18 protein-coding genes and 1 pseudogene are annotated in these 22,479 nt (G+C 72.8%); 12 read left to right on the top strand and 7 right to left on the bottom strand.

What is annotated here, in order from left to right; genetic code table 11:
* The 3 genes and pseudogenes from QI554_RS40100 to QI554_RS40090 all read left to right on the top strand — a co-directional run.
* A pseudogene (locus QI554_RS40100) lies at positions 1 to 105 on the top strand (IS5/IS1182 family transposase); the annotation flags it as partial.
* A gap of 221 nt (positions 106 to 326) precedes the next feature.
* Positions 327 to 872, top strand: a complete 546-nt coding sequence (locus tag QI554_RS40095; protein WP_281477697.1) for an RICIN domain-containing protein — start codon at positions 327 to 329, stop codon at positions 870 to 872.
* A 162-nt stretch (positions 873 to 1,034) separates the two neighbouring features.
* Complete coding sequence (locus tag QI554_RS40090) at positions 1,035 to 2,051, top strand: helix-turn-helix domain-containing protein (protein ID WP_281477696.1); 1,017 nt, start codon at positions 1,035 to 1,037, stop codon at positions 2,049 to 2,051.
* Positions 2,052 to 2,060: 9 nt separating this feature from the next.
* Here the strand turns inward: QI554_RS40090 and QI554_RS40085 are convergent, their stop codons facing one another.
* The 3 genes from QI554_RS40085 to QI554_RS40075 are packed head-to-tail and all read right to left on the bottom strand — an operon-like array spanning position 2,061 to position 4,721.
* Positions 2,061 to 2,606 carry a DUF5134 domain-containing protein gene (locus QI554_RS40085; RefSeq protein WP_281477695.1) on the bottom strand — a complete coding sequence of 182 codons (546 nt, stop codon included), beginning with the start codon at positions 2,604 to 2,606 and terminating at the stop codon, positions 2,061 to 2,063.
* Positions 2,607 to 2,662: 56 nt separating this feature from the next.
* A complete protein-coding gene (locus tag QI554_RS40080; protein WP_281477694.1) occupies positions 2,663 to 3,325 on the bottom strand; it encodes a response regulator in 663 nt (220 codons plus the stop codon).
* A 58-nt stretch (positions 3,326 to 3,383) separates the two neighbouring features.
* Positions 3,384 to 4,721, bottom strand: coding sequence for a sensor histidine kinase (locus QI554_RS40075; protein ID WP_281477693.1), 1,338 nt, complete (start codon positions 4,719 to 4,721; stop codon positions 3,384 to 3,386).
* Between the two features lie 497 nt (positions 4,722 to 5,218).
* Between QI554_RS40075 and QI554_RS40070 the strand changes: the two genes are divergently transcribed.
* The 4 genes from QI554_RS40070 (at position 5,219) to QI554_RS40055 (ending at position 10,717) form a co-directional block, all read left to right on the top strand.
* Positions 5,219 to 6,022 carry an ABC transporter ATP-binding protein gene (locus QI554_RS40070; protein WP_281477692.1) on the top strand — a complete coding sequence of 268 codons (804 nt, stop codon included), beginning with the start codon at positions 5,219 to 5,221 and terminating at the stop codon, positions 6,020 to 6,022.
* Positions 6,019 to 8,607 (top strand): ABC transporter permease, encoded by a 2,589-nt coding sequence (locus QI554_RS40065; protein ID WP_281477691.1) that lies wholly within the window; start codon positions 6,019 to 6,021, stop codon positions 8,605 to 8,607. The genes QI554_RS40070 and QI554_RS40065 overlap by 4 nt, the downstream gene beginning before the upstream one ends.
* An 869-nt stretch (positions 8,608 to 9,476) precedes the next feature.
* Positions 9,477 to 10,043 (top strand): NUDIX domain-containing protein, encoded by a 567-nt coding sequence (locus QI554_RS40060; protein WP_281477689.1) that lies wholly within the window; start codon positions 9,477 to 9,479, stop codon positions 10,041 to 10,043.
* A 122-nt stretch (positions 10,044 to 10,165) separates the two neighbouring features.
* Positions 10,166 to 10,717 carry a TetR/AcrR family transcriptional regulator gene (locus tag QI554_RS40055; protein ID WP_281477688.1) on the top strand — a complete coding sequence of 184 codons (552 nt, stop codon included), beginning with the start codon at positions 10,166 to 10,168 and terminating at the stop codon, positions 10,715 to 10,717.
* Between the two features lie 130 nt (positions 10,718 to 10,847).
* Here the strand turns inward: QI554_RS40055 and QI554_RS40050 are convergent, their stop codons facing one another.
* Positions 10,848 to 11,408 (bottom strand): YceI family protein, encoded by a 561-nt coding sequence (locus tag QI554_RS40050; protein WP_281477687.1) that lies wholly within the window; start codon positions 11,406 to 11,408, stop codon positions 10,848 to 10,850.
* Positions 11,409 to 11,557: 149 nt separating this feature from the next.
* Entirely contained in the window at positions 11,558 to 12,763 is a 1,206-nt protein-coding gene (locus QI554_RS40045; RefSeq protein ID WP_281477686.1) for a PucR family transcriptional regulator, read from the bottom strand.
* A 375-nt stretch (positions 12,764 to 13,138) separates the two neighbouring features.
* On the opposite strand from QI554_RS40045, the gene QI554_RS40040 reads away from it, so the two are divergent.
* Positions 13,139 to 15,229, top strand: coding sequence for a hypothetical protein (locus QI554_RS40040; RefSeq protein WP_281477684.1), 2,091 nt, complete (start codon positions 13,139 to 13,141; stop codon positions 15,227 to 15,229).
* A 1,002-nt stretch (positions 15,230 to 16,231) separates the two neighbouring features.
* On the opposite strand, the gene QI554_RS40035 is transcribed toward QI554_RS40040, so the two are convergent.
* Entirely contained in the window at positions 16,232 to 16,927 is a 696-nt protein-coding gene (locus QI554_RS40035; protein ID WP_281477683.1) for a hypothetical protein, read from the bottom strand.
* 308 nt (positions 16,928 to 17,235) lie between these two features.
* Here QI554_RS40035 and QI554_RS40030 point away from each other — a divergent pair, with 308 nt between their 5' ends.
* The 4 genes from QI554_RS40030 to QI554_RS40015 all read left to right on the top strand — a co-directional run bounded on the left by QI554_RS40030 (position 17,236) and on the right by QI554_RS40015 (position 21,975).
* Positions 17,236 to 18,549 (top strand): hypothetical protein, encoded by a 1,314-nt coding sequence (locus QI554_RS40030; protein WP_281477681.1) that lies wholly within the window; start codon positions 17,236 to 17,238, stop codon positions 18,547 to 18,549.
* 373 nt (positions 18,550 to 18,922) lie between these two features.
* Positions 18,923 to 19,996 carry a serine hydrolase gene (locus QI554_RS40025; protein ID WP_281477680.1) on the top strand — a complete coding sequence of 358 codons (1,074 nt, stop codon included), beginning with the start codon at positions 18,923 to 18,925 and terminating at the stop codon, positions 19,994 to 19,996.
* Between the two features lie 47 nt (positions 19,997 to 20,043).
* Positions 20,044 to 20,808, top strand: coding sequence for an enoyl-CoA hydratase-related protein (locus tag QI554_RS40020; RefSeq protein ID WP_281477678.1), 765 nt, complete (start codon positions 20,044 to 20,046; stop codon positions 20,806 to 20,808).
* Positions 20,809 to 20,946: 138 nt separating this feature from the next.
* Positions 20,947 to 21,975 carry a ketopantoate reductase family protein gene (locus tag QI554_RS40015; protein ID WP_281477676.1) on the top strand — a complete coding sequence of 343 codons (1,029 nt, stop codon included), beginning with the start codon at positions 20,947 to 20,949 and terminating at the stop codon, positions 21,973 to 21,975.
* Here the strand turns inward: QI554_RS40015 and QI554_RS40010 are convergent.
* Positions 21,947 to 22,432 (bottom strand): DUF2000 family protein, encoded by a 486-nt coding sequence (locus tag QI554_RS40010; RefSeq protein WP_281477675.1) that lies wholly within the window; start codon positions 22,430 to 22,432, stop codon positions 21,947 to 21,949. The genes QI554_RS40015 and QI554_RS40010 overlap by 29 nt on opposite strands.
* Between the last annotated feature and the right edge of the window lie 47 nt (positions 22,433 to 22,479).

The raw sequence follows: 22,479 nt of genomic DNA, 5'->3' as shown, positions 1-22,479 counted from the left end.
CGGCTGAAGGCCTTCCGGGCGGTCGCCACCCGCTACGACCAGCGCGCCTACGTCTTCCACGGCACGGTCACCCTTGCCGCCATCCGCCTCTGGCTCAGACCTTGATCCCCAAAACGCTGCCTAGCCCAGAAGCAACCCGCGAGCAGCCCAACCGGCTTTCTCCCGCACCGGTTTCGAGTTGACGGGTAAGTACGGCGCCCGGTTACTCCTGGTCGCCTGAAGGGCGTTCGGTGGTGACCCACGGTGGTTTCCGGTGTCAGGATCCCGGAGCACGGTCCGCGATCCGGACCGTGCGTCCCCCACACCGACGAACCATCGGGAGAAGCATGAGCATGCGCAAGAAGGCGACGATGGCGGTAACCTCCGGCGTCCTCGCGTTGGGTGCGATCGCCGCCACCGCGGGCAGCGCCCACGCGGACAACGTGCCGTCGGGCTGGTTCGAGATGCGGCGCTGGGTCGCCAACACCAACCTGTGCCTGGACATCGAGGGCGCGAGCACGGCGAACGGCGCCCACGTCGTCCAGTTGCAGTGCACCGGTCGGCGCAGCCAGGCCTGGTTCCGCGAGTACGACGGCAACGGCCGCCCGCGCCTGCGCAACGCCAACAGCCTCAAGTGCCTGGACGTGCCGTACGGCAGCAAGTCCCCGGGCGTCGGCCTGATCCAGTGGGACTGCAACAACGGGACCAACCAGGTGTGGAATTGGGCGAAGGCCACGGGCGACTACAACATCGCGTCGTTCACCAACGCCAACAGCGGTATGGCGATCGACATGCCGCACGACAGCACGGCCGCGGGGACCCAGGTCGAGCAGTACTACTACAACGGCAACGAGAACCAGGTCTGGTACATGGACCAATCGCCCTGGTACTAGGCCGGTGGGCAAGGCCTTAGCGGGCGAGGCCGAAGGCAAGAGCGGGGAAGAGTGTTCGGAGAGGACGGGCGGGGCGGGGCGGCGTACGGCGAGGGAGCGCGGTCGACGGGGCCGGCCGCGATCCGGCCCGCGGCGTGGGAACTGGCCGCGTGGGAAAAGCGGGTGTCGACCGCCGTGGCGACGGTCAGGGACGGGGCCGTCGCCCTCATCCTGGCCGGGCAGATCGGCGCCGCCGAGCGGGTCGCGGCGGTGCTCGGGGCGAAACTCCCCGACCCCGCACGGGTGTTCCTCGTCGACACCCGGCCCGAGGCACGGGGCGACGTGCTGGCGCACCCGCTGATCGCGGGCGACCCGTCGTTGTGGGCCGGCCGGTGCCCGAACCGACGGCACACCGTCGTGATCGCGCCACCGTCCGGCCCGCTGTTCTCGGCCGACGACGCGCACCCGAAGTGGCGCGTGACGGCGAGCGTGAGCGTGCCGCTGCGCGACATCGCCTCCGCGTACCGGCACGCACTCGCGGACATGCTCACACCACCTCGCGCCGCGGGCCGGGACAGCGTGCCCCGCGGCCTCGAGAGCGGTCTGGCGTCCGTGGCCGGGGACGTCGGGCGCCGCTGGGCCGCGGCGTTCCTGCGTCCGCTGCACGAGCACGAGCCGGCCAGGGCCCAGGACCCGGCGCGTGACGACCTGGTCGCCACCGCACGGACCTGGCTGCTGTCCGCACGGGACGCGCCGCGGCGGTTGTTCCTGCACCGGAGCACCGTCGCGGCGCGCATCCGGCTGATCGGCGCGCTGCTCGGGGTCGACCTGGCCACCGTGGGCGCGCGGGCGAAGCTCGCGCTGGCGCTGGGCATCGACACCGGCCGCCGCGCCGAGAGCGTGTCCGTCGCAGGCGGCGCCGAGCGGTTCGCCGACGTCCTCGCCCAGCCCGCCGCGACCGCGTGGGCGCTCGGACTGCTCGGCGACGTGCTGCACGCCCATGGCTCGGTGGACGCGGTGACGCTGAGCGTATGGCTGCAGTGCGACTGCGAGATGCAGGCCGTGGCCCACATCCTCTGCATCACCGTGCCCGGCTTGCGCAAGCGCCTGATCAGGCTCGGGGAACGGCTGTCGATGGACCTGCTCACGCCGCCCGCACAGCACGACCTGTGGCTCGCCATGCGGGCGCTCGACTGCTGACCGCCGGCCTCACTGCCCGAACGCCATCAGGCCCATCGCCGCCATCATCCCCGCCGAACAGGCGTACGTGACAGTCGGGTTCGCGGCCTCAACAGGAATACCGACAGGCGCCGCGCGCCGCCGAGCCTCAACCGCCGCCAGTGCCACACGGCAGGTGAACCACACGCACAGCAAGCCGATATAGGGGGCCTGCCACCAGCCGGTCGCCGCTGTGGCCTCGTGGTGGTGCGGGCCGACGTTATGCGCGTGCACTGCCGGCATCAGAAGCGTCAGCACCCCCATCGCGTACAGGTCGAGCGCCAGCGCCGCCCGCCGCCCCGAGATCCCGGTCCGGCCGGGACGCGGCCGCCCCATCGCCCACGCCGCCGCGCAGCCGAGCAGGAGCATCCAGCCGGCGGGACCCAGCGGATCGCGCGCCGGAACGGCCATGGCCGCCATCGCGGCGGCCATCAATAAGTGCGGCAGCCAGGCACGCACCCGGCCCCTGCGGTGGACGTACGCTCCGATCAGCCCCGTGGCGACTCCGAGTTCCGCGGCGAGCAGCTGCGCGTCCATGCATGGGGTCTTCCCCACACATGGGCGGATTGATCCGTTCCGGTGCGGTCTGGCGGTTACTTCCGCCCCGGGCGGACCAGGCCGGTTTCGTACGCGAACACCACCAACTGCGCCCGGTCGCGCACCGCGAGCTTGACCATCGCCCGGCTGACGTGCGTCTTCGCGGTCAGCGGACTGACCACCAGGTGCTCGGCGATCTCCTCGTTGGACAGGCCCTGTCCGACGAGCGCGACGACCTCGCGCTCGCGCGCGGTGAGGAGTTCGAGGTCGGGGGTCTGCGCGGGCGGGCTCGCCTGAGCGGCGTACTCCTCGATCAGACGCCGCGTCACACCGGGAGACAGCAGGGCGTCGCCCTCCGCGACCGACCGGACGCCGCGCAGCAGTTCGGACGGCTCGGTGTCCTTGACGAGGAACCCGCTGGCGCCGTTGCGCAGTGCCTCGAACACGTACTCGTCGAGGTCGAACGTCGTCAGGATGATCACCTTGGTGTCGACCAGGTCAGGGTCGGCGGTGATGCGCCGCGCGGCCTCCAGGCCGTCGCCACCGGGCATGCGGATGTCCATCAGGACGACGTCCGGCTTGTGCTCGCGCACCGCCTCGAACGCGGAGGCGCCGTCGGCGGCTTCGGCGACCACCGTCATGTCCGGCTGCGCGTCGACGAGGGCGCGGAACCCGGCGCGCACCAGCGCCTGGTCGTCGGCGAGGACCAGCCTGATCACGCGTCATCAGCCCTTTCGATGATGAGGGTCGGCACCCCGTTGAAAGCCTTGAAAGCGTTCATCCTGCCGTATCCGACCGCCCGTTCGAGGTGCCCGTGCCCGTATTCGGCGCCGGCGCCGGCGCGTCGTCACGGCTCAGCGGCAGCACCGCGACCACCGCGAAGCCGCCGCCGGCTCGCGCGCCCGTGGACAGCGTGCCGCCCAGCGCCGTCGCGCGTTCGCGCATGTTCCGCAGGCCGTGCCCTCCGCCGGCCTGCGGCGCCGGGTCGGCGTCGGGGCCTCGGCCGTCGTCCTCGACGGCGACGCGCAGGGCCTCGTCGCCGTCCGTCAGGGCGAGCCGCACGGTCACCACCGACGCGCCGGAGTGCCGCACCGCGTTCGTGACCGCCTCCTGCACGATCCGGTACGCCGCGAGCCCGACCGGCCCGGTCAGGTCGGAGACCGCGTCCGCCCGTTCGAGCCGCACCGCCAGATGCGCGGTGGAGGCGCGGGCGGCCAGGTCGTCCAGGTCGGCGATGCCATAGGTCGGCGTCCGCGGTGCGGCCTCCGCGTCGTCGCCGCCCTTCAGGACGGCCAGCACACCCCGCAGTTCGCCCAGCGCCTCGCGGCTGGCCTGCTTGACCGCGGTCAGGGCGCTCCTGGCCTGCTCGGGGTTGGCGTCCATCAGCTCGAGGCCGACCGACGCCTGCACGTTCATCAGCGAGATGTGGTGCGCCAGGACGTCGTGCAGCTCGCGCGCGATCCGCAGCCGCTCCTCACCCGCCCGCCGCCGCTCGGCCTCGACGCGCGCCGCCTGCTCCTCCGTGACCCGGCGCTGCTCCTCGGCCGCGCGCATGCGTTCGGCCGCCGCGTACTGCCGGCGCACGCGCACGACCTCGCTGAACGTCGCGAGCACGAGCAGCCACGCGGCGACCCCGCCGGCCCACGCGGCGTCCGGGAGCGAGTTGTCGCGCACCCAGGGGCCGAGCCAGCCGAGCGTGAAGTAGCCGACGACGAGCATGACGTACGACACCGCGCGGTGCCCGGCGGTCATGGCCGTGAACAACGCGACGATCAGGGACAGGTAGATCGGTCCCGGCGGGTAGTCGCGCAGCGTGTACGCCAGCGGCGGTAGCAGCGACAGGACGAGCACCGCGACCGGATGCCGGCGCCGCGCGAGCAAAAGCAGCGGCCCGACGCACACCAGGACCAGAGCAAGAGCATCCAGGCCGCGCAGGTCCGTGTCGTTGCGCTGCCCGTGGGCGGCGCCGATCGTGCCGACGGTCTGCAGCACGAGAACGAGCGCGCTGACCGCGACGTCTCGCGCCAGCCACGCGAAAGGCCGGCCGAACCGCGGCCCGAACCGGCCCGGCGGCGCGGGCTCGGCGGGGCCGGCGGAGGTGTCGATGGCGGTCATTCGGCCACTGTAGGACGCGCGCGTGCCCCGGGGCGTCGCCTGACGGCGGTGCGCGCCGGGCCTCCCGACGAAGCATCCAGCCGGGTGCGGATGCTCCCGGGGGAGTACGCCGGGAGCCTCCGGACAGGCCCGGTGACCTGCGGCGGGAGGCCCAAGACTGCCTCCCGGAGCGGGACGATCCGCGGCGGCCGGACGAGCAGGCTTGGGGACGTCAAGCCGTGCGACGCCGACCCGGTCGGCCGAAGCAGACCTGGCGCCGGATCCCGCCAGGGCCGCACCGCACAGCGCCGAACCGCGCACCGAACAACGCGCACGGCCTAAGCGCACGGCCGAAGCGCACGGCCGAAGCGCACCGCATAACGCACACCGCATATCGCACTCCGCACAACGCACATCACACAAAAGCCGCGGCGCAAAGACGCACACCACTCGCGTAGCCGCGCATCGCATCAGCGCAGCCAGCCAGCCACCGTCCGCCTCCTCTCCGGGAGTCCGCCATGTCCGGCACGTCTCCGTCCCCCACCGCACGCTCGGCCGCCGCCGAGTCGGGCGGCCGCTATGCCGCGTGCACTGTGCACGCCGTCCGCGCCTACGGGCGTGGCGACACCGAGGTCCGCGCGCTCGACGACGTCACGCTCGGATTCCCCTTCGGCCGCTTCACCGCCGTCATGGGCCCGTCCGGGTCCGGCAAGTCGACGCTGCTGCACTGCCTGGCCGGCCTCGACACGCTCACCGGCGGCCAGGTGCTGCTCGGCGACACCGACCTCGGCACGCTGTCCGACAAGGAGCTGACCCGGCTGCGCCGCGACCGGATCGGGTTCGTGTTCCAGGCGTTCAACCTGCTGCCGACGCTGACGGCGGGGGAGAACGTCACGCTGCCCGCGTCACTCGCCAAGGCCCGCCTCGACCCGGAGTGGGTCGACCGGGTGATCGGAGCCGTCGGCCTCGCCAATCGGCTGGGGCACCGGCCGAGCGAGCTGTCCGGCGGCCAGCAGCAGCGCGTCGCCGTCGCCCGCGCACTCGCGACCCGTCCCGAACTCGTCCTCGCCGACGAACCGACCGGCAACCTCGACTCGCGCAGCGGCGCCGAGGTCCTCGGCCTGCTGCGCGACGCCGTCGACACGCTCGGCCAGACCGTCGTGATGGTCACCCACGATCCGGTGGCCGCGTCGTACGCCGACACCGTCGTCTTCCTCGCGGACGGCCGCACCGCCGACCGCATGGACGGCCCGACCCCGCAGGCTGTCCTCGACCGCATGAAGGCGTTCGAACTCCCCGGGAAGGCAGGCGTCCGGTCATGAACATCCCCGCCACGCAGGGCACTTCCGCACACAACACCGTCGCGCGCATCAGCCTGCCCCGGCTCGCGCTGCGCAACCTGCTCGCGTACAAGCGCCGCATCGCGGGACTGCTGATCGCCGTCATCCTGGGCACGGCGTTCCTGTCGGGTGCGCTGATCCTGTCCGACACGGTCCAGGACTCCGTCAGCGGCCTGATCCGCGACAACGGCGCGGGCACCGACGTCGTCGTGCGGAACGCCACGGACGTCACCGACCAGCCCGGCACCAACCGGGCGGCCATCCCCGCCGGCACCACCGACCTGGTGCGCGGCGTGCCGGGCGTGGCCAACGCCGAGCCGGTCATCATCGGCTACGGGCAACTCGTCGACAAGGACGGCAAGATGATCGCGGGCAACGGCCCGCGCATCGCCTCGAACTGGATCGGCGACCCGGCGCTCAACCCCTACCGTCTCGCCGAGGGCCGCGCGCCGCAGGGCCCAGAAGAGGTTGTGGTCGACCGCGCCTCGGCCCGCACCGCGCACCTCAAGCCCGGCGACCACATCACCGTGCTGACCCCGGCGCCGGTGGCGGCGACGATCGTCGGTGTCGCCACTTTCGGCGACGTCGACGCGTTCGGCGGCAGCTCGTACGCGGGCTTCAGCCTCGAAGGCGCCCGCGCCCACGTCGCCCGCACCCCGGGCGAGATCACGTCCGTCTCCGTACGGCTCGCCGGCGACCCGGACAAGGCCGGCCAGCGCGCCGCCGCCGCCACGATCCAGAAGGTCCTGCCCCCGGGCACCCAGGCCCTGCCGGGCAGCGACGCCACACAGGAGCAGGTGGACGCCGTAGCGGACGGATTCCTCAAGGTCTTCCGCACGTTCCTGACCGCCTTCGCCGGGATCGCGCTCGTGGTGGCGGCGTTCAGCATCAACCACACGTTCTCCGTCGTGTCGGCGCAGCGCACCCGAGAGGCCGCGCTGCTGCGCGCGCTCGGCGCGTCGCGCAGGCAGATCCGGACGCAGGCGCTGGCCGAGGCGCTGATCATCGGCGTCACCGCGTCGGTGCTCGGCCTGCTCGCCGGTGCGGGGCTGGCAGCCGGCCTCAAGGCGCTGTTCAGCGCGGTCGGCATGGAACTCCCGGGCACGGGGCTGACGCTGCGTGGCGTGACCGCCGCGATCGTGCTGCCGGTGGGCATCGTCGTCACGCTGGTGTCGGCGCTCATCCCGGCGCTGAAGGCGTCGAAGGTCCCGCCGGTCGCCGCACTGCGGAGCTCGGCCGCCGAGACATCGGGTATCCCGGCCCGGCGCACCATCGCGGGGGTCGCGCTCACCGTGGCCGGCGCGGTGCTGGTCGCCCTCGCCGACAACGCCCTGGTCCTCGCGGCGGGAGCGCTGGCCGCACTCGCCGGTGTGCTGCTGGTGGCGCCGGTCGTCGTCCGGGCCGTCGGACGCGTGCTGACCGCCCCGTTCGCGAAGCTGGGCGCCGGCCCGATGCTGGCCCGCGGCAACGTGCTGCGCAGCCCGCGCCGCACCGCCGGAGCCGCGACCGCGATGGTCGTGGGCATCGCCGTCGTCACGGTCTTCGCGGTCTTCGCGGCCTCGCTCAAGCACGGCACCGAGCACGAGACGAACAGCACCCTCACCGACGGAGTCGTCATCGCCTCCTCGACCGGCGGCTACGCCGGCACCGGGCACAGCCCCGAACTGACCCGCAAGACGGCGGCGTTGCCGGGCGTCGCGGAAGCGGTGGGGCTCCAGCGCGGCAACATCCTGGCGAACGGCTCCAGCGTCGCGGTCATGGCCGGCGACACGGCGCACCTCGACCGCGCGCTCGACCTCGACCTCACCCACGGCACCGCCAACGCGCTCGGCACCGACAAGATCGCCGTCTCGCGCAAGGCCGCCGACGAGGACGGGCTCAAGGTCGGCTCGACCGTGCACGCCCTCTACCCCGACGGAGCGAAGGCCGACCTCACCGTCGCGGGCGTGTACGAGCGCAACTCGGTCGTCGGCGACTACCTGATCGACCGCACCGCCTGGGCCCCGCACTCCGTCGCCGACCTGGACGCCCTCGCGGTCCTGGCACTCGCGCCGGGCGCGAAGGCCGACACGGTGAAGGCCGAAGTGGAGGCGCTGGCGACCGCGTACGGCAACCCGAAGGTCTACGACCGCGCGGGCTACGTCGACGCCTCGCTGGCCCTGGTCGACATGTTCGTGATGGTCGTCTACGTGCTGCTCGCCCTGGCACTGCTGATCGCACTGGGGGGCATCGCCAACACGCTGTCGCTGGCCGCACACGAACGACGCCGCGAGATCGGCCTCCTGCGCGCGATCGGCGCCGAACGCGGCCAGGTCCGCGCGTCGCTGCGCTGGGAGTCCGCGTACGTCGCGGCCCTCGGCGCGCTGACCGGCGTGCTCCTCGGCGGCTTCCTGGCCTGGTCGGCGGTCGGCGTGCTGTCGGGCGCCGAGGACATCCCGGTCAGCGTCCCGGCGGGCCAGCTGGCCATCCTGGTCGCGGCAGGCGTACTCGGCGGCCTGCTGGCCGGCACCCGCCCGGCGGCCCGCGCCGCGAAGATGGACGTCCTGAGCGCGGTGGCGGCGGACTAGCAGTACTGCCTCGTGGGGTGGGCCTCGCCTGTTGCGGCGTGGAAACCGCCGGCCATGCACGGTCCCCGGACCTGCACGCCGGCGGTGGCCACCTCCCCCTCCCGATTGTGGATTGTCCGCGCGGCCGGTCGCCTGTCAAGGCGCGGTGGACCGGTCCTCGACAGGTGGCCTGTCCCGTGTCGGGGAGGCGCCTTGACAGCCGCCCGGCCGCGCTTCAAACCGCGGCAACTATCGGGAGGGGGAGGCGGTGTGGAGGCGCAATGCGTGCTTCGCGTCGCCGGGCTGCGGTCCCAGCGTGGGCGGGCGACCGCCTTTGACGACCGGTGACCGGGCTCCATGGGTCTCATATCGCACCAAATCCGGGCATTGGGGCGGCCGAACCCCTATTGACTTTGCGTCAAAAGAACCAAATGGCCACATGTTGCCATCTGGTTCTTTTGAAAACCGTTGTCAGTGAGAGGTGAGAGATCGGCGACCGCGGCCCGGCGGCGCGACCCGTCCCGGCACCCGGCCGACACCGACCGGCAGCGCCGCGCGCCCACCACGCTGGGACCGCAGCCCGGCGACGCGAAGCGAGGGAGCGGCGCCACACCTCCCGCCCCTCCCGCAGGTGCCGAGGATGTTCAGCGCGGACGGCCCGCGGGTCAAGCCGCCCCCTCCTGCACGGGACAGGCCGCCGGTACTTCAAAGGTCCACCGCGGCTTGACGCGCGGGGCGGCCGCGCGAAAATCAAAAGCGGGAGGGGCGGGAGGCCACCGACCACGGAGCAGGCCAGGAACGGTGCAGCTCAAAAGTGGTGCCAGCCGCAACGGACCAGGCCGGCAACGGTTCAGCCCCAACGCAGCCCCGACAGCAAGGAGGAACCACCCTTGACGACGTACCAGCCGCCCACCGACGCCGACCCCACGGCCATCCCCGACCCCACGGCCATCCCCGAACCCGACCAAGGCCTCCGAGACTTCGTAGCCTCGCTCCCCGGCGACCCGTCCGCGTCGATGGCCCTCATCCTCGACCCGGACCAACGCCTGGTCGTCGTCAACCCGTCCTACAAGGACGGCTGGGAGCTCCCCGGCGGCATGGTGGAGCCAGGCGAGTTGCCGCACGAGGCCATGGTGCGCGAGGTGGCGGAGGAGATCGGACTCGACGTCGTCCCCGGGCGCCTCCTCGTCGTCGACGCCACCTCCACCGCGGTGTTCGGCCGGGTCATCCTCAACTTCGTCTTCGACGCGCCGCCGCTCACCGCCGACCAGACCCGCGACCTCCAAGCCGTCGACATCGAGCTGATCGGCGCCGCCGCGCTGCCCGTCGACGAGGCGCTGGCCGCGCTGCACCCGCGTACCGCACGACGCGCGGCCGCCGCACTCCGTGCCCGCGAGACCGGCGGGTGTGCCTACCTGGTGAACGGTTGCCCGTTGCCCGGCGCCCAGGATTTGTAGACTCCCTGCACAACGGCAAGAGATACACCGAACACAGGCAAACGAACCGAAACCCACTCACAACCCCGGACCTGATCACGGACACAGCAACCCCGTCGAACGAAGCCGCACCGGTCCGCCGCATGCGCCGAGTCGAGCGCCGAGAGCAGATCCTGGACGCCGCGACCCGAGCCATCGTCCGGACCGGCTTCGCGAACACCAGCGTCGACGACATCGCCGCCGAAGCCGGCATCACCCGCGTTCTGCTGTACCGCCACTTCGACTCGAAGCACGACCTGTGCCTAGCCGTCTTCGTGCGCGCCCGCGACCGTCTGATGGCAGGCGTCGGATCGGGGAACTACGGCGAGCACAGCCTCGCGGCGTTCCTCCGCGCGGCCGCCGCCGACCCCGACGGGTTCCGTGTGCTGTACCGGTGCGCCGCACGCGAACCGGAATTCCGCGAGCTGTACGACGAGTTGGCCCAGGTGTCGGAGCATCTGGCCGGCCGCAGCCTGGCAGGCGTCCTACCACCCGGCGCATGGACGGACTGGGCCGCGCGTCTGCTGCCCGGTGTCGCCGTAGACGCCGTCATCGCGTGGCTCGATCTCGGACAGCCGGACCCGGAAGAGGCGGCCGACCGCATCCTCAGAGTCATGAACGGCGTCCTCGACGCAGCGCGTTCTAGCCGGACGTAGCCGGGAAGCCGCAGCCACCACCACACGCAACCCCGGCAAGAAACACGAACACAACCCACAGCAACAAACACGGACGCCGCCGCGCCCGCTCCCCGGGGCACGGCGGCGTCGGCCGCTTAGGCGTGGCGCGTCAGCTCGCGAGCGCCGCCTCGATCTCCAGGTCGATGCGCACCTTGTCCGCGATGGCGGCCTTGCCCGACGGCAGCGGGTAGTGCGGTCCGACCTCGAAGTCGCTGCGCAGGATGGTCGTGGTCGCGCTGAAGCCGGCCTTGAGCGCGCCGCTCTGCGGGTCGGTCTCGGTGCCGTTGAAGGTCAGCGTGAGCTCGACCGGCTTCGTGACGCCCTTGAGCGTCAGCTCGCCCTTGACGTCGAACGTCTCGGCGTCGACCTGGGACACCGCACTGGACGTGAACACCGCGGTCGGGTGCTCCTCGGCGGCGAAGAAGTCGGGGCTGAGCAGGTGCCCGTCGCGGGCCTCGTTGAAGGTGTGGATCGACGGGATGGCGATCTCCGCCCGCACCGAGCCGGCGAGGACGTCCTCGCCGACGGTGATCTGGCCGGAGAACTCGCGGAAGCCGCCGCGCACGGCCGCGAGGCCGAAGTGCCGGACGCTGAACGTCACGGCGGAGTGGGCCGTGTCGATCACCCAGGTGCCGGCGGAGAGTTCGGGGCGTGCGAGGGCGGTGGTCATGGTGACTCCCGGGGTGCTGTGGGGGGTGTGAGCCTGACGCCGGGCGGAGTCGCGCGCCCCCGCTGCGGTCGTTCCGAATTCAACCACCAGATCATTGCGTCTTCAACCATGTTTGAAGATCAACGATTTTTGTTCATCAATAATTAGCATCAGACCCGCCCGGCAGGCCCGGCACGCCCGGCAGCCTCGGCAGGCCCGGCACGCCCGACAGGGCCGGCCCGAAGGGCCACCAGCGCCGCCCGGATCCTCGGCAGGTCGGTGGCCCGGGCCGCGTTGAGACCCGTCAACACGGCGATCCGCCGCACCCGGTAGTCCACCGTGTTCGGATGAACATGCAATCGAGCCGCGGCCTTCCGCCGGCTCAACCCCGACTGCACGAACACCTCCAACGTCTCCAGTAGTTCCGGACGCGTCGCCAGCGGAAGCAGGAGCCGGGCAAGCTGCTCCCTGGCCTCGCCCGGACGGCTCAGTTGGTAGTCGAGCAGGACGTCCGCCAGCCGGAACAGCCCCGTCCCACGCCCGGTACGCCGTACCAGGTCCACGACCTCCGCGGTCTGCCGCGCCGCCTCCGGCACCCCCGACGGTGCGGCCACAGCACCCGCCGCCGTGATCTCCGCTCCGGCGGCCTTCGCCGTACGGTCCACCAGCCCGCACAGTTCCTCCCATGCCGGAGGCCCGCCCGCCGCGGGAAGCAGCACCGTCCCACCGCTCGCATCGATCACCATCAGCGCGGGCTCGTCGGTGAACCGCTCCAACTCGCCCTGCACTCGCCGCAGTTTGCGACGGGCCGCGATCTTCGGGCTGCCCGAGCCCGGCGCCTCGTCGGGGTGCGGACCGATCACCAGCGTGAGCACGACGTAGTGCGGCGCCGGACGCAGTCCCGCCCGCTCCGCGATGCCGTCGACCGGGTCGCCCGCCATCAGCGCGGTCATCAACGACCGGCGGCCGTGGTGCTCCTGCGTCTCCAGCGTCCGGCGCTCCTCCAGATACGCCGCGCTCACCGCGACCGTCACCTGCCGTAGCATGTGGAGCAACAGTCGCAACGCGGCCTTCACATCAGCGATTTCGTCTGGGGCGGCGGCCTCGGACAGCTCCTCCCACGCCGCCTGCATGCCGACGTGGTACGCGCCGAGCACCGCGTCCAACGGCACGCCTTCTTCGGCCCGCCGTGCCGCCGACAACCGCTGCGCCGCCAGTTCCTCCTCCGAGGCCCCGCGCCGGTCCGCGAACACCCGTGCCAGCACGCGCAGGTTGTGCTCGACGATGTCGGCGATCTCGCCGGTGACCTCCTCGCGCGGCAACTGCCGGTACACCGGCAGCTCGTCGACGATCCGCCGTACGACGTCCCCGCTCATCCGCGCCGCGCGCCCGGCCAGCCACTCCCCGATCGGCCGCCCTCCAAGCGTGAGCGGAGGCACCGCAACCGACGGAACGTCAGAACACGCGGCGGAGCCGACTTCCGAGCTGGGGCCGGGCCGGGCGCCACCCCCCGCTCCGGGGGCCTTTGCTCGGCCCGCACCACCCGCTCCGGGGGCGTCGGGCCGTGCGCCACCATCCGCTCCGGCCTTGTGACGGGTCACCACGCACCCCCGTTAAGTCTGCGTAACTTCCCAGGTGGCATTGCGTTGTTCGACCAGCAGGATGTCAGTGAACCACGTCCGTCGCAGGCCTCGCAGGTCCGTCCCAGGCTCGTCCCAGGCTCGTCCGCGTCGTTCCCCGGAGGTGGCCCGTTGCGTTCCAGACCCCTGTCCGACAGCATCCGCCCCGCTGCCCGATCCGCCCGGCGGAGTCGTGCGTTCGCCGCGGTCGCGGCCTGCGCGCTCGTCCTCACCGGGCCCGCGGCGACCGCGTCCGCAGACACGGGGGCGGGAAGCGACCCCGGTGACGGCGGCGAACTCGCCGCCGCCGAGGCCGCGTCCACGCCCAGCTGCGACCCGATCGACCCGACTGCGTGCCTGCTGCCGTTCCCCAACGACTGGTACACCGTGCGCGACCGGTCGACCGAGACCGGGCGTCGGGTCGCGTTCACCTCGGCGATGCTGCCCACCAACGCCCTTGGCGCGTCCGTCGATCCGGCCGCGTGGAACCGCTCCGACGGGTTCTCGCCAGGCTCGATGCTCGTCGTCCACGTGCCGGGGCTGGACCTCGCCCGCAGCGGCGCGGCGCCCGTCACCGACGTCGCCCGCTCGCTCGCGCCAGACGCGCCGATCGTCATCGTCGACACCGAGACGGGACGCCGCTGGCCGTACTGGGCCGAACTCGACGCCACGGCCACCGACCCGGCGCGCCAGGCGCTGCTCGTCCACCCGGCCCGCTCCTTCACGCCGGGGCACACGTACGCCGTCGGCCTGCGCGGGCTGCGCGACACGGCAGGCGCGCCCATCGCCGCCGGGCCGGTCTTCAGCCGGCTCGTCGGCGGCAACCTGCCGCGCACCGACCCGCTGTGGGCCCGGCAGAAGCGGCTGCGGCCCGCGCTGCGCGAACTCGCCGACCACGCACACGTGGATGTGCGCGGGCTGTACCTCGCCTGGGACTTCACTGTGGCGAGCACCGAGAACCTGACCGGGGCGCTGCTGCACATGCGCGACGACGCGTTCCGGGACCTGCGGGGTAAGGCGCCCTCATACACGATCACCTCGGTCACCGACCGCACGCCCGACCAGGACCCGCGGATCGCGCGGGAGGTCAGGGGCGTCGTCACCGTCCCGAGCTACCTCAACCAGCCCGACGGGCCGCCGGGTTCGTCGTTCAACTACGGGCGCGACGGGCTGCCGCGGCAGCTGCCGGGCAACACCCAGCAGGCGGCGTTCCAGTGCGAGATCCCGCGCTCGGCCTTCGACGCGCCGTCGCAGGCCTCGCTGTACGGGCACGGCCTGCTCGGCAGCGAACGCGAGGTTGCCGCGGGCAACGTCAAGGCGATGGCGCAGGAACACGACTTCACGTTCTGCGCGGCGAAGTGGATCGGCATGAGCGAGGACGACATCCAGGTCGTCGCCGGCAGCCTGACGAACATCGCGAACTTCCCGGCCGTCGCGGACCGGCTCCAACAGGGCGTCCTCGACACGCTGTTCCTCGGCCGGCTGCTCGCCCACCCGAAGGGGCTGTCCGCCGACCCGGCGTTCCGCACCCCCGACGGTCGGCCGCTCGTCGACCAGCGCAAGGGCGTCGTGTACGACGGCAACAGCCAGGGCGGCATCATGGGCGGCACGGTCGTGGCCGTCTCGCAGGACGTGCGCCGCGCGGTGCTCGGCGTGCCCGGCATGAACTACAGCCTGCTACTGAGCCGCAGCACGGACTTCGTGCCGTTCGGGCAGCTGATGAACCAGAGCTACCCCGACAAGCTCGACCAGGAAACGGTTTTCTCCCTCCTGCAGATGCTCTGGGACCGCGCCGAACCCGACGGCTACGCCGCGAACATGACGGACCATCCGCTGCCGGAGACCCCGCGCCACCAGGTGCTCATGCACATCGCCTTCGGCGACCACCAGGTCACCAACGTCGCCGCCGAGGTCGAGGCCCGCACCATCGGGGCCCGCGTCCACACCCCGGCGATCACTGACGGCCGCAACCCCGACGTGACCCCGTACTGGGGCATCACGCCGATCGGCGACTACCCCTACCGGGGTTCGGCCTTCGTCGTCTGGGACAGCGGCAGCCCGGCCCCGCCGACCACCAACCTGCCTCCGGTCGGACCGCAGTACGGCCGCGACCCGCACTCGGATCCGCGCAACAGCGCCCTCGCCCGCGAGCAGAAGGCCGTGTTCCTGACCACGGGAACGGTCGTCGACGTCTGCGCCGGCGCGCCGTGTAAGGCCGGCTGACCGGTCACCCGGCCTCGGGGCCACCGCCGTCGTCCGGCGGCGGCCCCGAGGAGAGCACCGAATGACGGTGTAGGCCTCGGCTGTTCCGGCGTGGACGTCGAAGACCTGCACCGTCCCGGGCCCGTCTGCCGGCGGTGTCCTGGCGCCCCTCCCGACTTTTGATGGTCCGCGCGGCCGAACGGCTGTCAAGCCGCGATGGATCTTCGACGAACAGGTGGCCTGTCGCGTGCTGTTGGGGGCGGCTTGACAGCCGCCCGTCCGCGCAGAAAACCCGGCAGCTATCGGGAGGGGCGCGGGGTGTGAAGGCGCTTTGGTCGCGTTGGTCGTGCCGGGCTGCGGTCCCAGCGTGGTCGCCGCCGACTCCGTCGCCGGAAAGGCCCGCACCCCGCTCCCTCGCCACCCGCTCCACGACCCTGGGAACCCAATGGACGCTGAGCGTCCATTCCGTTCCCACGATCATGAACAGCCCAGCCAATATGCCGGATTCAGGGCCTTTATGCTCGCTGGGAGTGCGGAATCGGTGCCCGCCGCCCTCCCACATCATGATCATGAGAGGTGGGGGGCCACCGAGTTGCGGCGCCCGGGCCTGAACGTTGTAAGGCCGGGCCCCCCCACACCATTTACCTGAGCGGGGCGCGCAAACATATCCCCGCCAACCTCTCATGATCTTGGAAAGCCCGGGCCGCCCCGGCGCCCACCACGCTGGGACCGCAACCCGGCAACGCGAAAGCACCCGATGCGCCTCCACACCGCCTCCCCCTCCCGATAGTTGCCGAGGTCTTTAGCGCGGCCGGGCGGCTGTCAAGGCGCCTCCCCGAACACGGCACAGGCCACCGGTCCGTACATGATCCACCGCGCCTTGACAGGCGACCGGCCGCGCGGACAATCCACAATCGGGAGGGGGAGGTGGCCGCCGCCGGCAGACAGGTCCGGGACGGCACATGGCCTGCGGTGTCCACGCCGCAACAGGCGAGGCCCATCCCGGCGATCCGGGGCATTGCGTCAGATCCCCCGTGACAGCGCGGACTGAGACCCGACGCCCCGTTCGTTCCGGCGCGTCGTCCGGACGACGACGAACAGGACCGCCAACGCACAGGCGGCCTGGACCAGGGCCAGGGCGATGCTGCGGTGGACGAAGTCGACTTCCACGTCCACCTGCTCGTCGCCCGGCAGCCCGGGCGACTCGCCGAGCGGGCCGGTCACCCGCAGAAACGAGGTGTAGAGGAACACCAGGGCGGTGAGCCACAGCACCCACGCCGGTCCGATCGCTGTACGCCGCGCCCCGGGAGTCCACCGATCAGGGCTGTACGCGCCGGCGAACCCGCGCGACCGACCGTAACGGGCATCGCGATTGCGGAGCGCCAGCACGGCCCATCGGATGAGCAGGACGACCGTCACGAGCGCTACCAGCGCGATCACCTTGACCATCGTCGTCGTGGCCTCGTTGCCGTGCGGAACGATCTTGTGGGTCGCATGCAGCGCCGCTCGCTCGTCGGGATCGTCGACGCGCGAGGCGAGTTCGGTGCGCCAGCGGAGGTAGACGACGCAGGCCATGACGTTGACCAACGCGAAGGCCGCCAGCCCGGCGGAGGCTGCGAGGCTCCAGCGGCGCAGGCGGCCGGGTGCGGCGGGATCAGACGGCTGCCCCGGATCGGGCTCGTGTGGCCATCCCGGTGAGAACGTCGACGAATTCGGCATGACGCCGCCCCCCGTTCGGAACGTGTGCGTCCCCGATGCTGGTCGTCTCGGGGGCAGACCGACCAGACGGTGGGCCGGTTCGTGCGCGAATCGTCACCGTGCCGTGTCGGGCCCGCTAGGCAGAACGCGGCCTGGCGGCCTCGTGCGACGACGGCGCGACGCGTCGGCGAGACGTCCCCGAACCCCACGTTGGGCCGTACGGGTGGACTTCCGGGTGGTCTCCGGCGCTTGGGCATCCGTGGGCGTTATCAACCCGTGATGATCTTGTAGCGTCAACCGCTCCGACATCCGACGGGAGGAGCGGCGCTGTGCGCACGCGCGGAAGGGCGGCCTTGGCGGCCGCCACGGCGGTCATGACCCTGGCCTTCACCGGCCCTGCCGGTCAGGCCGCGGCGGGCGGGGCGGCGGACCCTCGTACGGACGAGCCCGGGTGGCACGTGTGGCCGCTCGGTTCCGCGCGCGACCAGCAGGAGTTACGCGCGGTGGCCGCACTCGGGCCACGCGACGCGTGGGCGGTCGGCTACCAGGGCTCGCTGGACACGGCACGCCCCCTCGTCCAGCACTTCGACGGCATCGCCTGGCAGGCCGTCAACGTTCCGGGCCACGGCCTCAGCGGCCACTTCGAGACCGTGCTGCCGCTCGGCGCGCGCGACGTGTGGGCGATCGGGCACTGGAACGACATGGCCGCGCACAACGACCGTGCGCTCGCGGTGCACTTCGACGGGTGGACGTGGCGCGAGACGCCGATGCCGTACGAGCCCGAGGACCGCTCCGCCTACCCGTTCGCCGCCGCCGCGCTCGGGTCCGACGACGTGTGGGCGGTCGGCGCGACCGCCACCGACCGGCTCGTCGCGCCCGCGCCGCTCGCGTACCACTGGGACGGGCTCCGCTGGCGCTCGGCGCGTACGCCCGACACCGGCGGCGACGCCATCCTCCTGTCGGCCGCCGCGGACCGGGCCGGCGGCGTGTGGGCGGTCGGCGTCGCGTACGACAAGGACGGCGTCGGGCGGCCGCTGGTCGAGCACTGGGACGGCACCGCGTGGCGCCTGGTGACGGTGCCGTTCGACGCGCAGCACGCGTACAGCCTGGAGGGAGTCACCGCGCTCGGCCCCGACGACGCGTGGGCGGTCGGCAGCGTCAGCACGGAGTCGGGGGAGTCGCGGCCGCTCGTGTACCACTGGGACGGCGCGGCGTGGACGCAGGTGCAGGCCCCGGCCATCGACGCCGCACTCCACGCGGTCTCCGCAGACCCGGCCACCGGCACGGTCTGGGCGGTCGGCGGCCGCGCGACCGGCGAGACCCCGGCCCTGACGCTGCGCTGGGACGGGGCGGGCTGGCGGGAACTCCCGGCCGCGCCCGAGCCGGGCGGCGTCGGCGCGTCACTGTTCGCGGTCGCCGCCGTGCCGGACGCCCAGCCGGGCGGCGTCACGGTATGGGCGGCCGGCTCGAACCTGCCGTCCACGCCCGAGACCAACTGGCACGCCGTCATCGAGGGCTACGGCACGGCCCCGCGCCCGGCTGCGCCGGCCGCCGCGACCCAGGCGTCCCCGCTCCCCGGCCCGGCCACGCCCAGGGTGCTGCCGCGCGGCGGAGCACACGACCACGGCGTCAGGTCGCACTGAACAGCGGATCAGCGGATCAGCGGATCGGCGGAACGGCGGATCAGCGGAACGGCGGTCGCTGGACCGGTGATCGGCCCGCGATCCGGAGCCGGTCGACAACCGCCTATGACCCGCCTCGCGCGGGCGACCACACCTAGCGACGGGCGAGCGCCCAGCGCCGTGGAGCGTGTCCGCGGCACCCGACGACGCACGGCACGCGGAAGGGCCGACTGGGCCCGGCGCGACGGGCGGGTTCCGGTCGACGGCGTCCCCTGGACAGGCCCGAGCCGGGCCCGCGACGGGTGCCCTCGCCCGCCCCCGCGGCCCCACCTTCTCAGGCAACGTTCAGGTTGCCCTCAGAGCCCTACCAGGTGGGCTTGCCACGGTGGAGTCCATGAGCCGGATTCCCCCGCGCCGGGCGCACCCTTCGACGGTCATCCTGTTCTCGCTGCTCGCCGTCATCGCCGCTTTGGCGGTGCTGATCCGCAGCCCGTACGGCCAGGTCGCCGAGGAGGCGGATCCGACCGCCACCCCCGACACGGGCACCGCTCAGGACAGCGCCGCACCGGTCGGCGCCACCGTGCCCACGGCGCCCGCCTCGTCGGCGGCGCCGACCCCGGCCGACACCGCCACCACTCCGGGGGTCGACACCGCCACCACTCCCGCGGCCGACACCAGCACCGCACCCGCGGCGGAGACCGCCCCCTCCGCAGCCGTCACCAGCGACTCGTCGGTGCAGTCCCGTGTCGTTCCGTCCCTCGACGAGCGTCTCGCCGCCGCGCTGCCGCAGACCGCGGGCAATGTCTCGGTCGGCGTGCTGGACATCGCCACCGGGGTGTCCGCGACCAGCGGCGGCGACCGCTCGTACGCGACCGCCAGCATCGTCAAGGTCGACATCCTCGCGACCCTCCTCCTCCAGGCCCAGCAGGACCGCCGCACGCTGAGCGCTTCCGAGCGCCAGACCGCCGAGGCCATGGTCGAGGAGAGCGACAACGACGCCGCCGACACGCTCTGGGACGAGATCGGCGGCGCGCACGCCCTCGCCACCGCGAACGCCGCCCTCGGCCTGACCTCCACCGTCCCCGGCGCCGACGGCCTGTGGGGCCTGACCTCGACCACGGTCGGCGACCAACTCGCCCTGCTGCACGACGTCATCGCGGAGGACTCGCCGCTGAACGCCTCCTCCCGCGCGTACCTCCAGGACCTGATGGGCTCCGTCGACGCCGACCAGGCGTGGGGCGTCTCGGCGGCCGCGGACGGCGGGGACACCGTGCTGAAGAACGGCTGGCTGCCGCGCGACGAGACCGGCCTCTGGGTGATCAACAGCATCGGCCGGATCTCCTTCCAGGGCCACGAACTCCTGGTCGTGGTGCTCTCGGACGGCCAGCGGAGCGAGGAGGCGGGCGAGGCCCAGGTCGAGGCGGTCGCGAAGGCCGCGGTGCCTGCGGTGGTGTCCGCCGCCGCGTGACTCTAGGTTGACCTGGTCAAGCAAAACCGGGTGCAGCGGAGGCAGGCATGGCGGAAGCGGCGGAAACCGTCGTCCACGAACGGCACGGGCGCGTCCTGGTGATCGCGCTGCGCCGCGAGCACAAGCGCAACGCCGTCGACCAGGACATCAGCGACGGCATCGAGGCCGGGCTCGACCTCCTCGAGTCCGACCCCGACCTGTGGGCCGGCGTCATCACCGGCACGACGACGGTCTTCTCGGCCGGCACCGACCTCGCGGCCGGCTACGCGCCGAAAACCGAGCGCGGCGGCCAGTACGGCGTCATCCGCCGCCCCCGCACCAAGCCCCTGATCGCCGCCGTCGAAGGCCTCGCGTTGGGCGGGGGATTCGAGATCGTCCTGGCCTGCGACCTCGTCGTCGCCTCCCGCACCGCCGCGTTCGGCCTGCCCGAGGTGCGCCGCGGCCTGCTCGCCAACTGCGGCGCGATCTTCCGCGCGCCCCGAACCCTCCCCGTCAACGTCGCCCGCGAACTGCTGCTGACCGGCGAACCCACCGACGCCGCACGCCTTTACCAGCTCGGCGTCGTCAACCGCCTGACCGAGCCGGGCGAGGCGCTCGCCGGCGCGCTCGCGACGGCCGAGGCGATCTGCCGCAACTCCCCGACGGCCGTGTCCCAGACGCTCCAGGCGGTCGAACGCGCCATCAGCGCCGACGACGAACTCGGCTGGCAGGCCACCGAGGACGGCTTCCGCACGGTCGTCGCCTCCGCCGACGCGACGGAAGGCCTGACCGCCTTCTTGGAAAAGCGCCCCCCGGAGTGGACCGGCCGCTGACCGCTCGGCTCGTCCCCAGCCGATGACTCGCACCCGCATGGACACCACCGCCCGGTGGGCGACAGGATCGGGGGCGTCCAGGTGGTTGACGGGTCCCGCGGCGATCCCGCACGGGTCCGGCGGGGAAGGCGGGTGTCCATGCGGTTCGTCGTACACGGGGCGGGCGCGGTCGGCGGGGTCGTCGGCGGGCGGTTGTTCCAGGCCGGGCACGAGGTGGTGCTCATAGCCAGGGGCGCGCACGGTGCCGCGATAGCCGAGCGCGGGCTGCGCGTGGTCGCGCCGGACCGGGACGACACCCTGCCCGTGCCCGTCGTCGCCCACCCGCGCGAACTCGCCTTCCGGGACGGCGACGTCGTCCTGCTCGCGGTCAAGACCCAGGACACCCCGGCCGCGCTGCGCGACCTCGCGCTCGCCGCGTCCGCCGACACCCCGCTGGTGTGCGCCCAGAACGGCGTCGCCAACGAGGACCTCGCGCTGCGGCACTTCGCGAACGTCTACGGCATGCGCGTCGTGCTGCCCGCGCTGCACGTCGAACCCGGCGTCGTCCAGGCGCACTCCGCGCCGTACGCCGGAACCCTCGACCTCGGCCGCTACCCGCACGACCCCGACGCCGCCGACCCCACGGCCCACGCGATCGCCGAGGCGCTGCGCGGCGCGACGTTCGGCGCCGAGGTGCGTCCCGAGATCATGCGCTGGAAGTACGCCAAGCTGCTGCTGAACCTGTCCACCGCCGTCGAGGCCCTGTGCGGTCCCGAAGGCCGCCGCAACGCCGTGCAGCGGCTCGCCCTCGCGGAGGGCCACGCGGTGTACGAGGCCGCCGGGATCGTCCCGCTCGACGACCCGGCCGATCCGCCGCGCCGCGAACGGGTCGTCGACCTGCCGGTCGGCGGCGTGCCCCGCCCCGGCGGCTCGGCGTTCCAGAGCCTGCTGCGCGGTGCCGGCTCGATCGAGACCGACTACATCAACGGCGAGGTCGTGCGGCTCGGTCGGCTGCACGGCGTGCCGACCCCGGTCAACGAGGCGGTGCACCGCATCGCAGTCCGGCACGCCGTGGAGGGCCGCCCGCCGGGCACGGCGACCGTCGCGGACATCCTTGCCGAGGCCGACGCGATCACCGCCCGGCGGCGGTCGGGCCGGCTCACGGATGCATCCGCGCGCCCTTCATGACCTTGTCGACGGCGTTGCGCGGGCCGTGCACCGCGATCCCGACAAGGTCGAGCGCGTCGCGCCGCACCGCCCGCACGGCGGCGCGGTTGTCGCGGTCGTTGCCGGTCGCGAACAGGTCCGCGGTGAACACCGCGACCGCCAGCCCCCGGTCGAGCGCCCGCTGGTGGGCGGTGGTCAGCGTCTCCGCCGCGCCCTCGAACACCAGCACCGGCTGCCGGAACATCGCCAGGTACGCGGTGCCGTCGGCGTCCGCGTAAGGCTCGCCGATCAACTCCGGATTGGCCGCGGTGACGCCGCTGACCAGGAACGAGCACACGTTCAGGCGCTGCCATACCGCCAGGTCGTCGCGCAGCAGCACCGAGATCTTGGTGTCGAACCGGACCGGCGCGAGGTCCGGGGACACCACGTCGGACGGGGCGGCGGTCGGCGGGGCGTCGGGCGTCGTCAGGGAGTTCATGCCGGAAGCCTCGCCGACGCCTCCCGGGCCGGTCTTGTACGTTCTTG

Origin of the sequence: Yinghuangia seranimata (genome assembly GCF_029953285.1) — a bacterium.
GTDB classification, from domain to species: domain Bacteria; phylum Actinomycetota; class Actinomycetes; order Streptomycetales; family Streptomycetaceae; genus Yinghuangia; species Yinghuangia seranimata.
Note: the sequence above shows the minus strand (reverse complement) of the source record. Positions and strands in the feature narration are given on the sequence as shown.

Excerpts from the sequence above, each read along its gene's own strand:
- QI554_RS40095 (WP_281477697.1), top strand. The coding sequence starts at position 327 with ATGAGCATGCGCAAGAAGGCGACGATGGCGGTAACCTCCGGCGTCCTC.
- QI554_RS40085 (WP_281477695.1), bottom strand. The coding sequence starts at position 2,606 with ATGGACGCGCAGCTGCTCGCCGCGGAACTCGGAGTCGCCACGGGGCTG.
- QI554_RS40075 (WP_281477693.1), bottom strand. The coding sequence starts at position 4,721 with ATGACCGCCATCGACACCTCCGCCGGCCCCGCCGAGCCCGCGCCGCCG.
- QI554_RS40070 (WP_281477692.1), top strand. The coding sequence starts at position 5,219 with ATGTCCGGCACGTCTCCGTCCCCCACCGCACGCTCGGCCGCCGCCGAG.
- QI554_RS40065 (WP_281477691.1), top strand. The coding sequence starts at position 6,019 with ATGAACATCCCCGCCACGCAGGGCACTTCCGCACACAACACCGTCGCG.
- QI554_RS40055 (WP_281477688.1), top strand. The coding sequence starts at position 10,166 with ATGCGCCGAGTCGAGCGCCGAGAGCAGATCCTGGACGCCGCGACCCGA.
- QI554_RS40050 (WP_281477687.1), bottom strand. The coding sequence starts at position 11,408 with ATGACCACCGCCCTCGCACGCCCCGAACTCTCCGCCGGCACCTGGGTG.
- QI554_RS40045 (WP_281477686.1), bottom strand. The coding sequence starts at position 12,763 with ATGAGCGGGGACGTCGTACGGCGGATCGTCGACGAGCTGCCGGTGTAC.
- QI554_RS40035 (WP_281477683.1), bottom strand. The coding sequence starts at position 16,927 with ATGCCGAATTCGTCGACGTTCTCACCGGGATGGCCACACGAGCCCGAT.
- QI554_RS40025 (WP_281477680.1), top strand. The coding sequence starts at position 18,923 with ATGAGCCGGATTCCCCCGCGCCGGGCGCACCCTTCGACGGTCATCCTG.
- QI554_RS40020 (WP_281477678.1), top strand. The coding sequence starts at position 20,044 with ATGGCGGAAGCGGCGGAAACCGTCGTCCACGAACGGCACGGGCGCGTC.
- QI554_RS40015 (WP_281477676.1), top strand. The coding sequence starts at position 20,947 with ATGCGGTTCGTCGTACACGGGGCGGGCGCGGTCGGCGGGGTCGTCGGC.
- QI554_RS40010 (WP_281477675.1), bottom strand. The coding sequence starts at position 22,432 with ATGAACTCCCTGACGACGCCCGACGCCCCGCCGACCGCCGCCCCGTCC.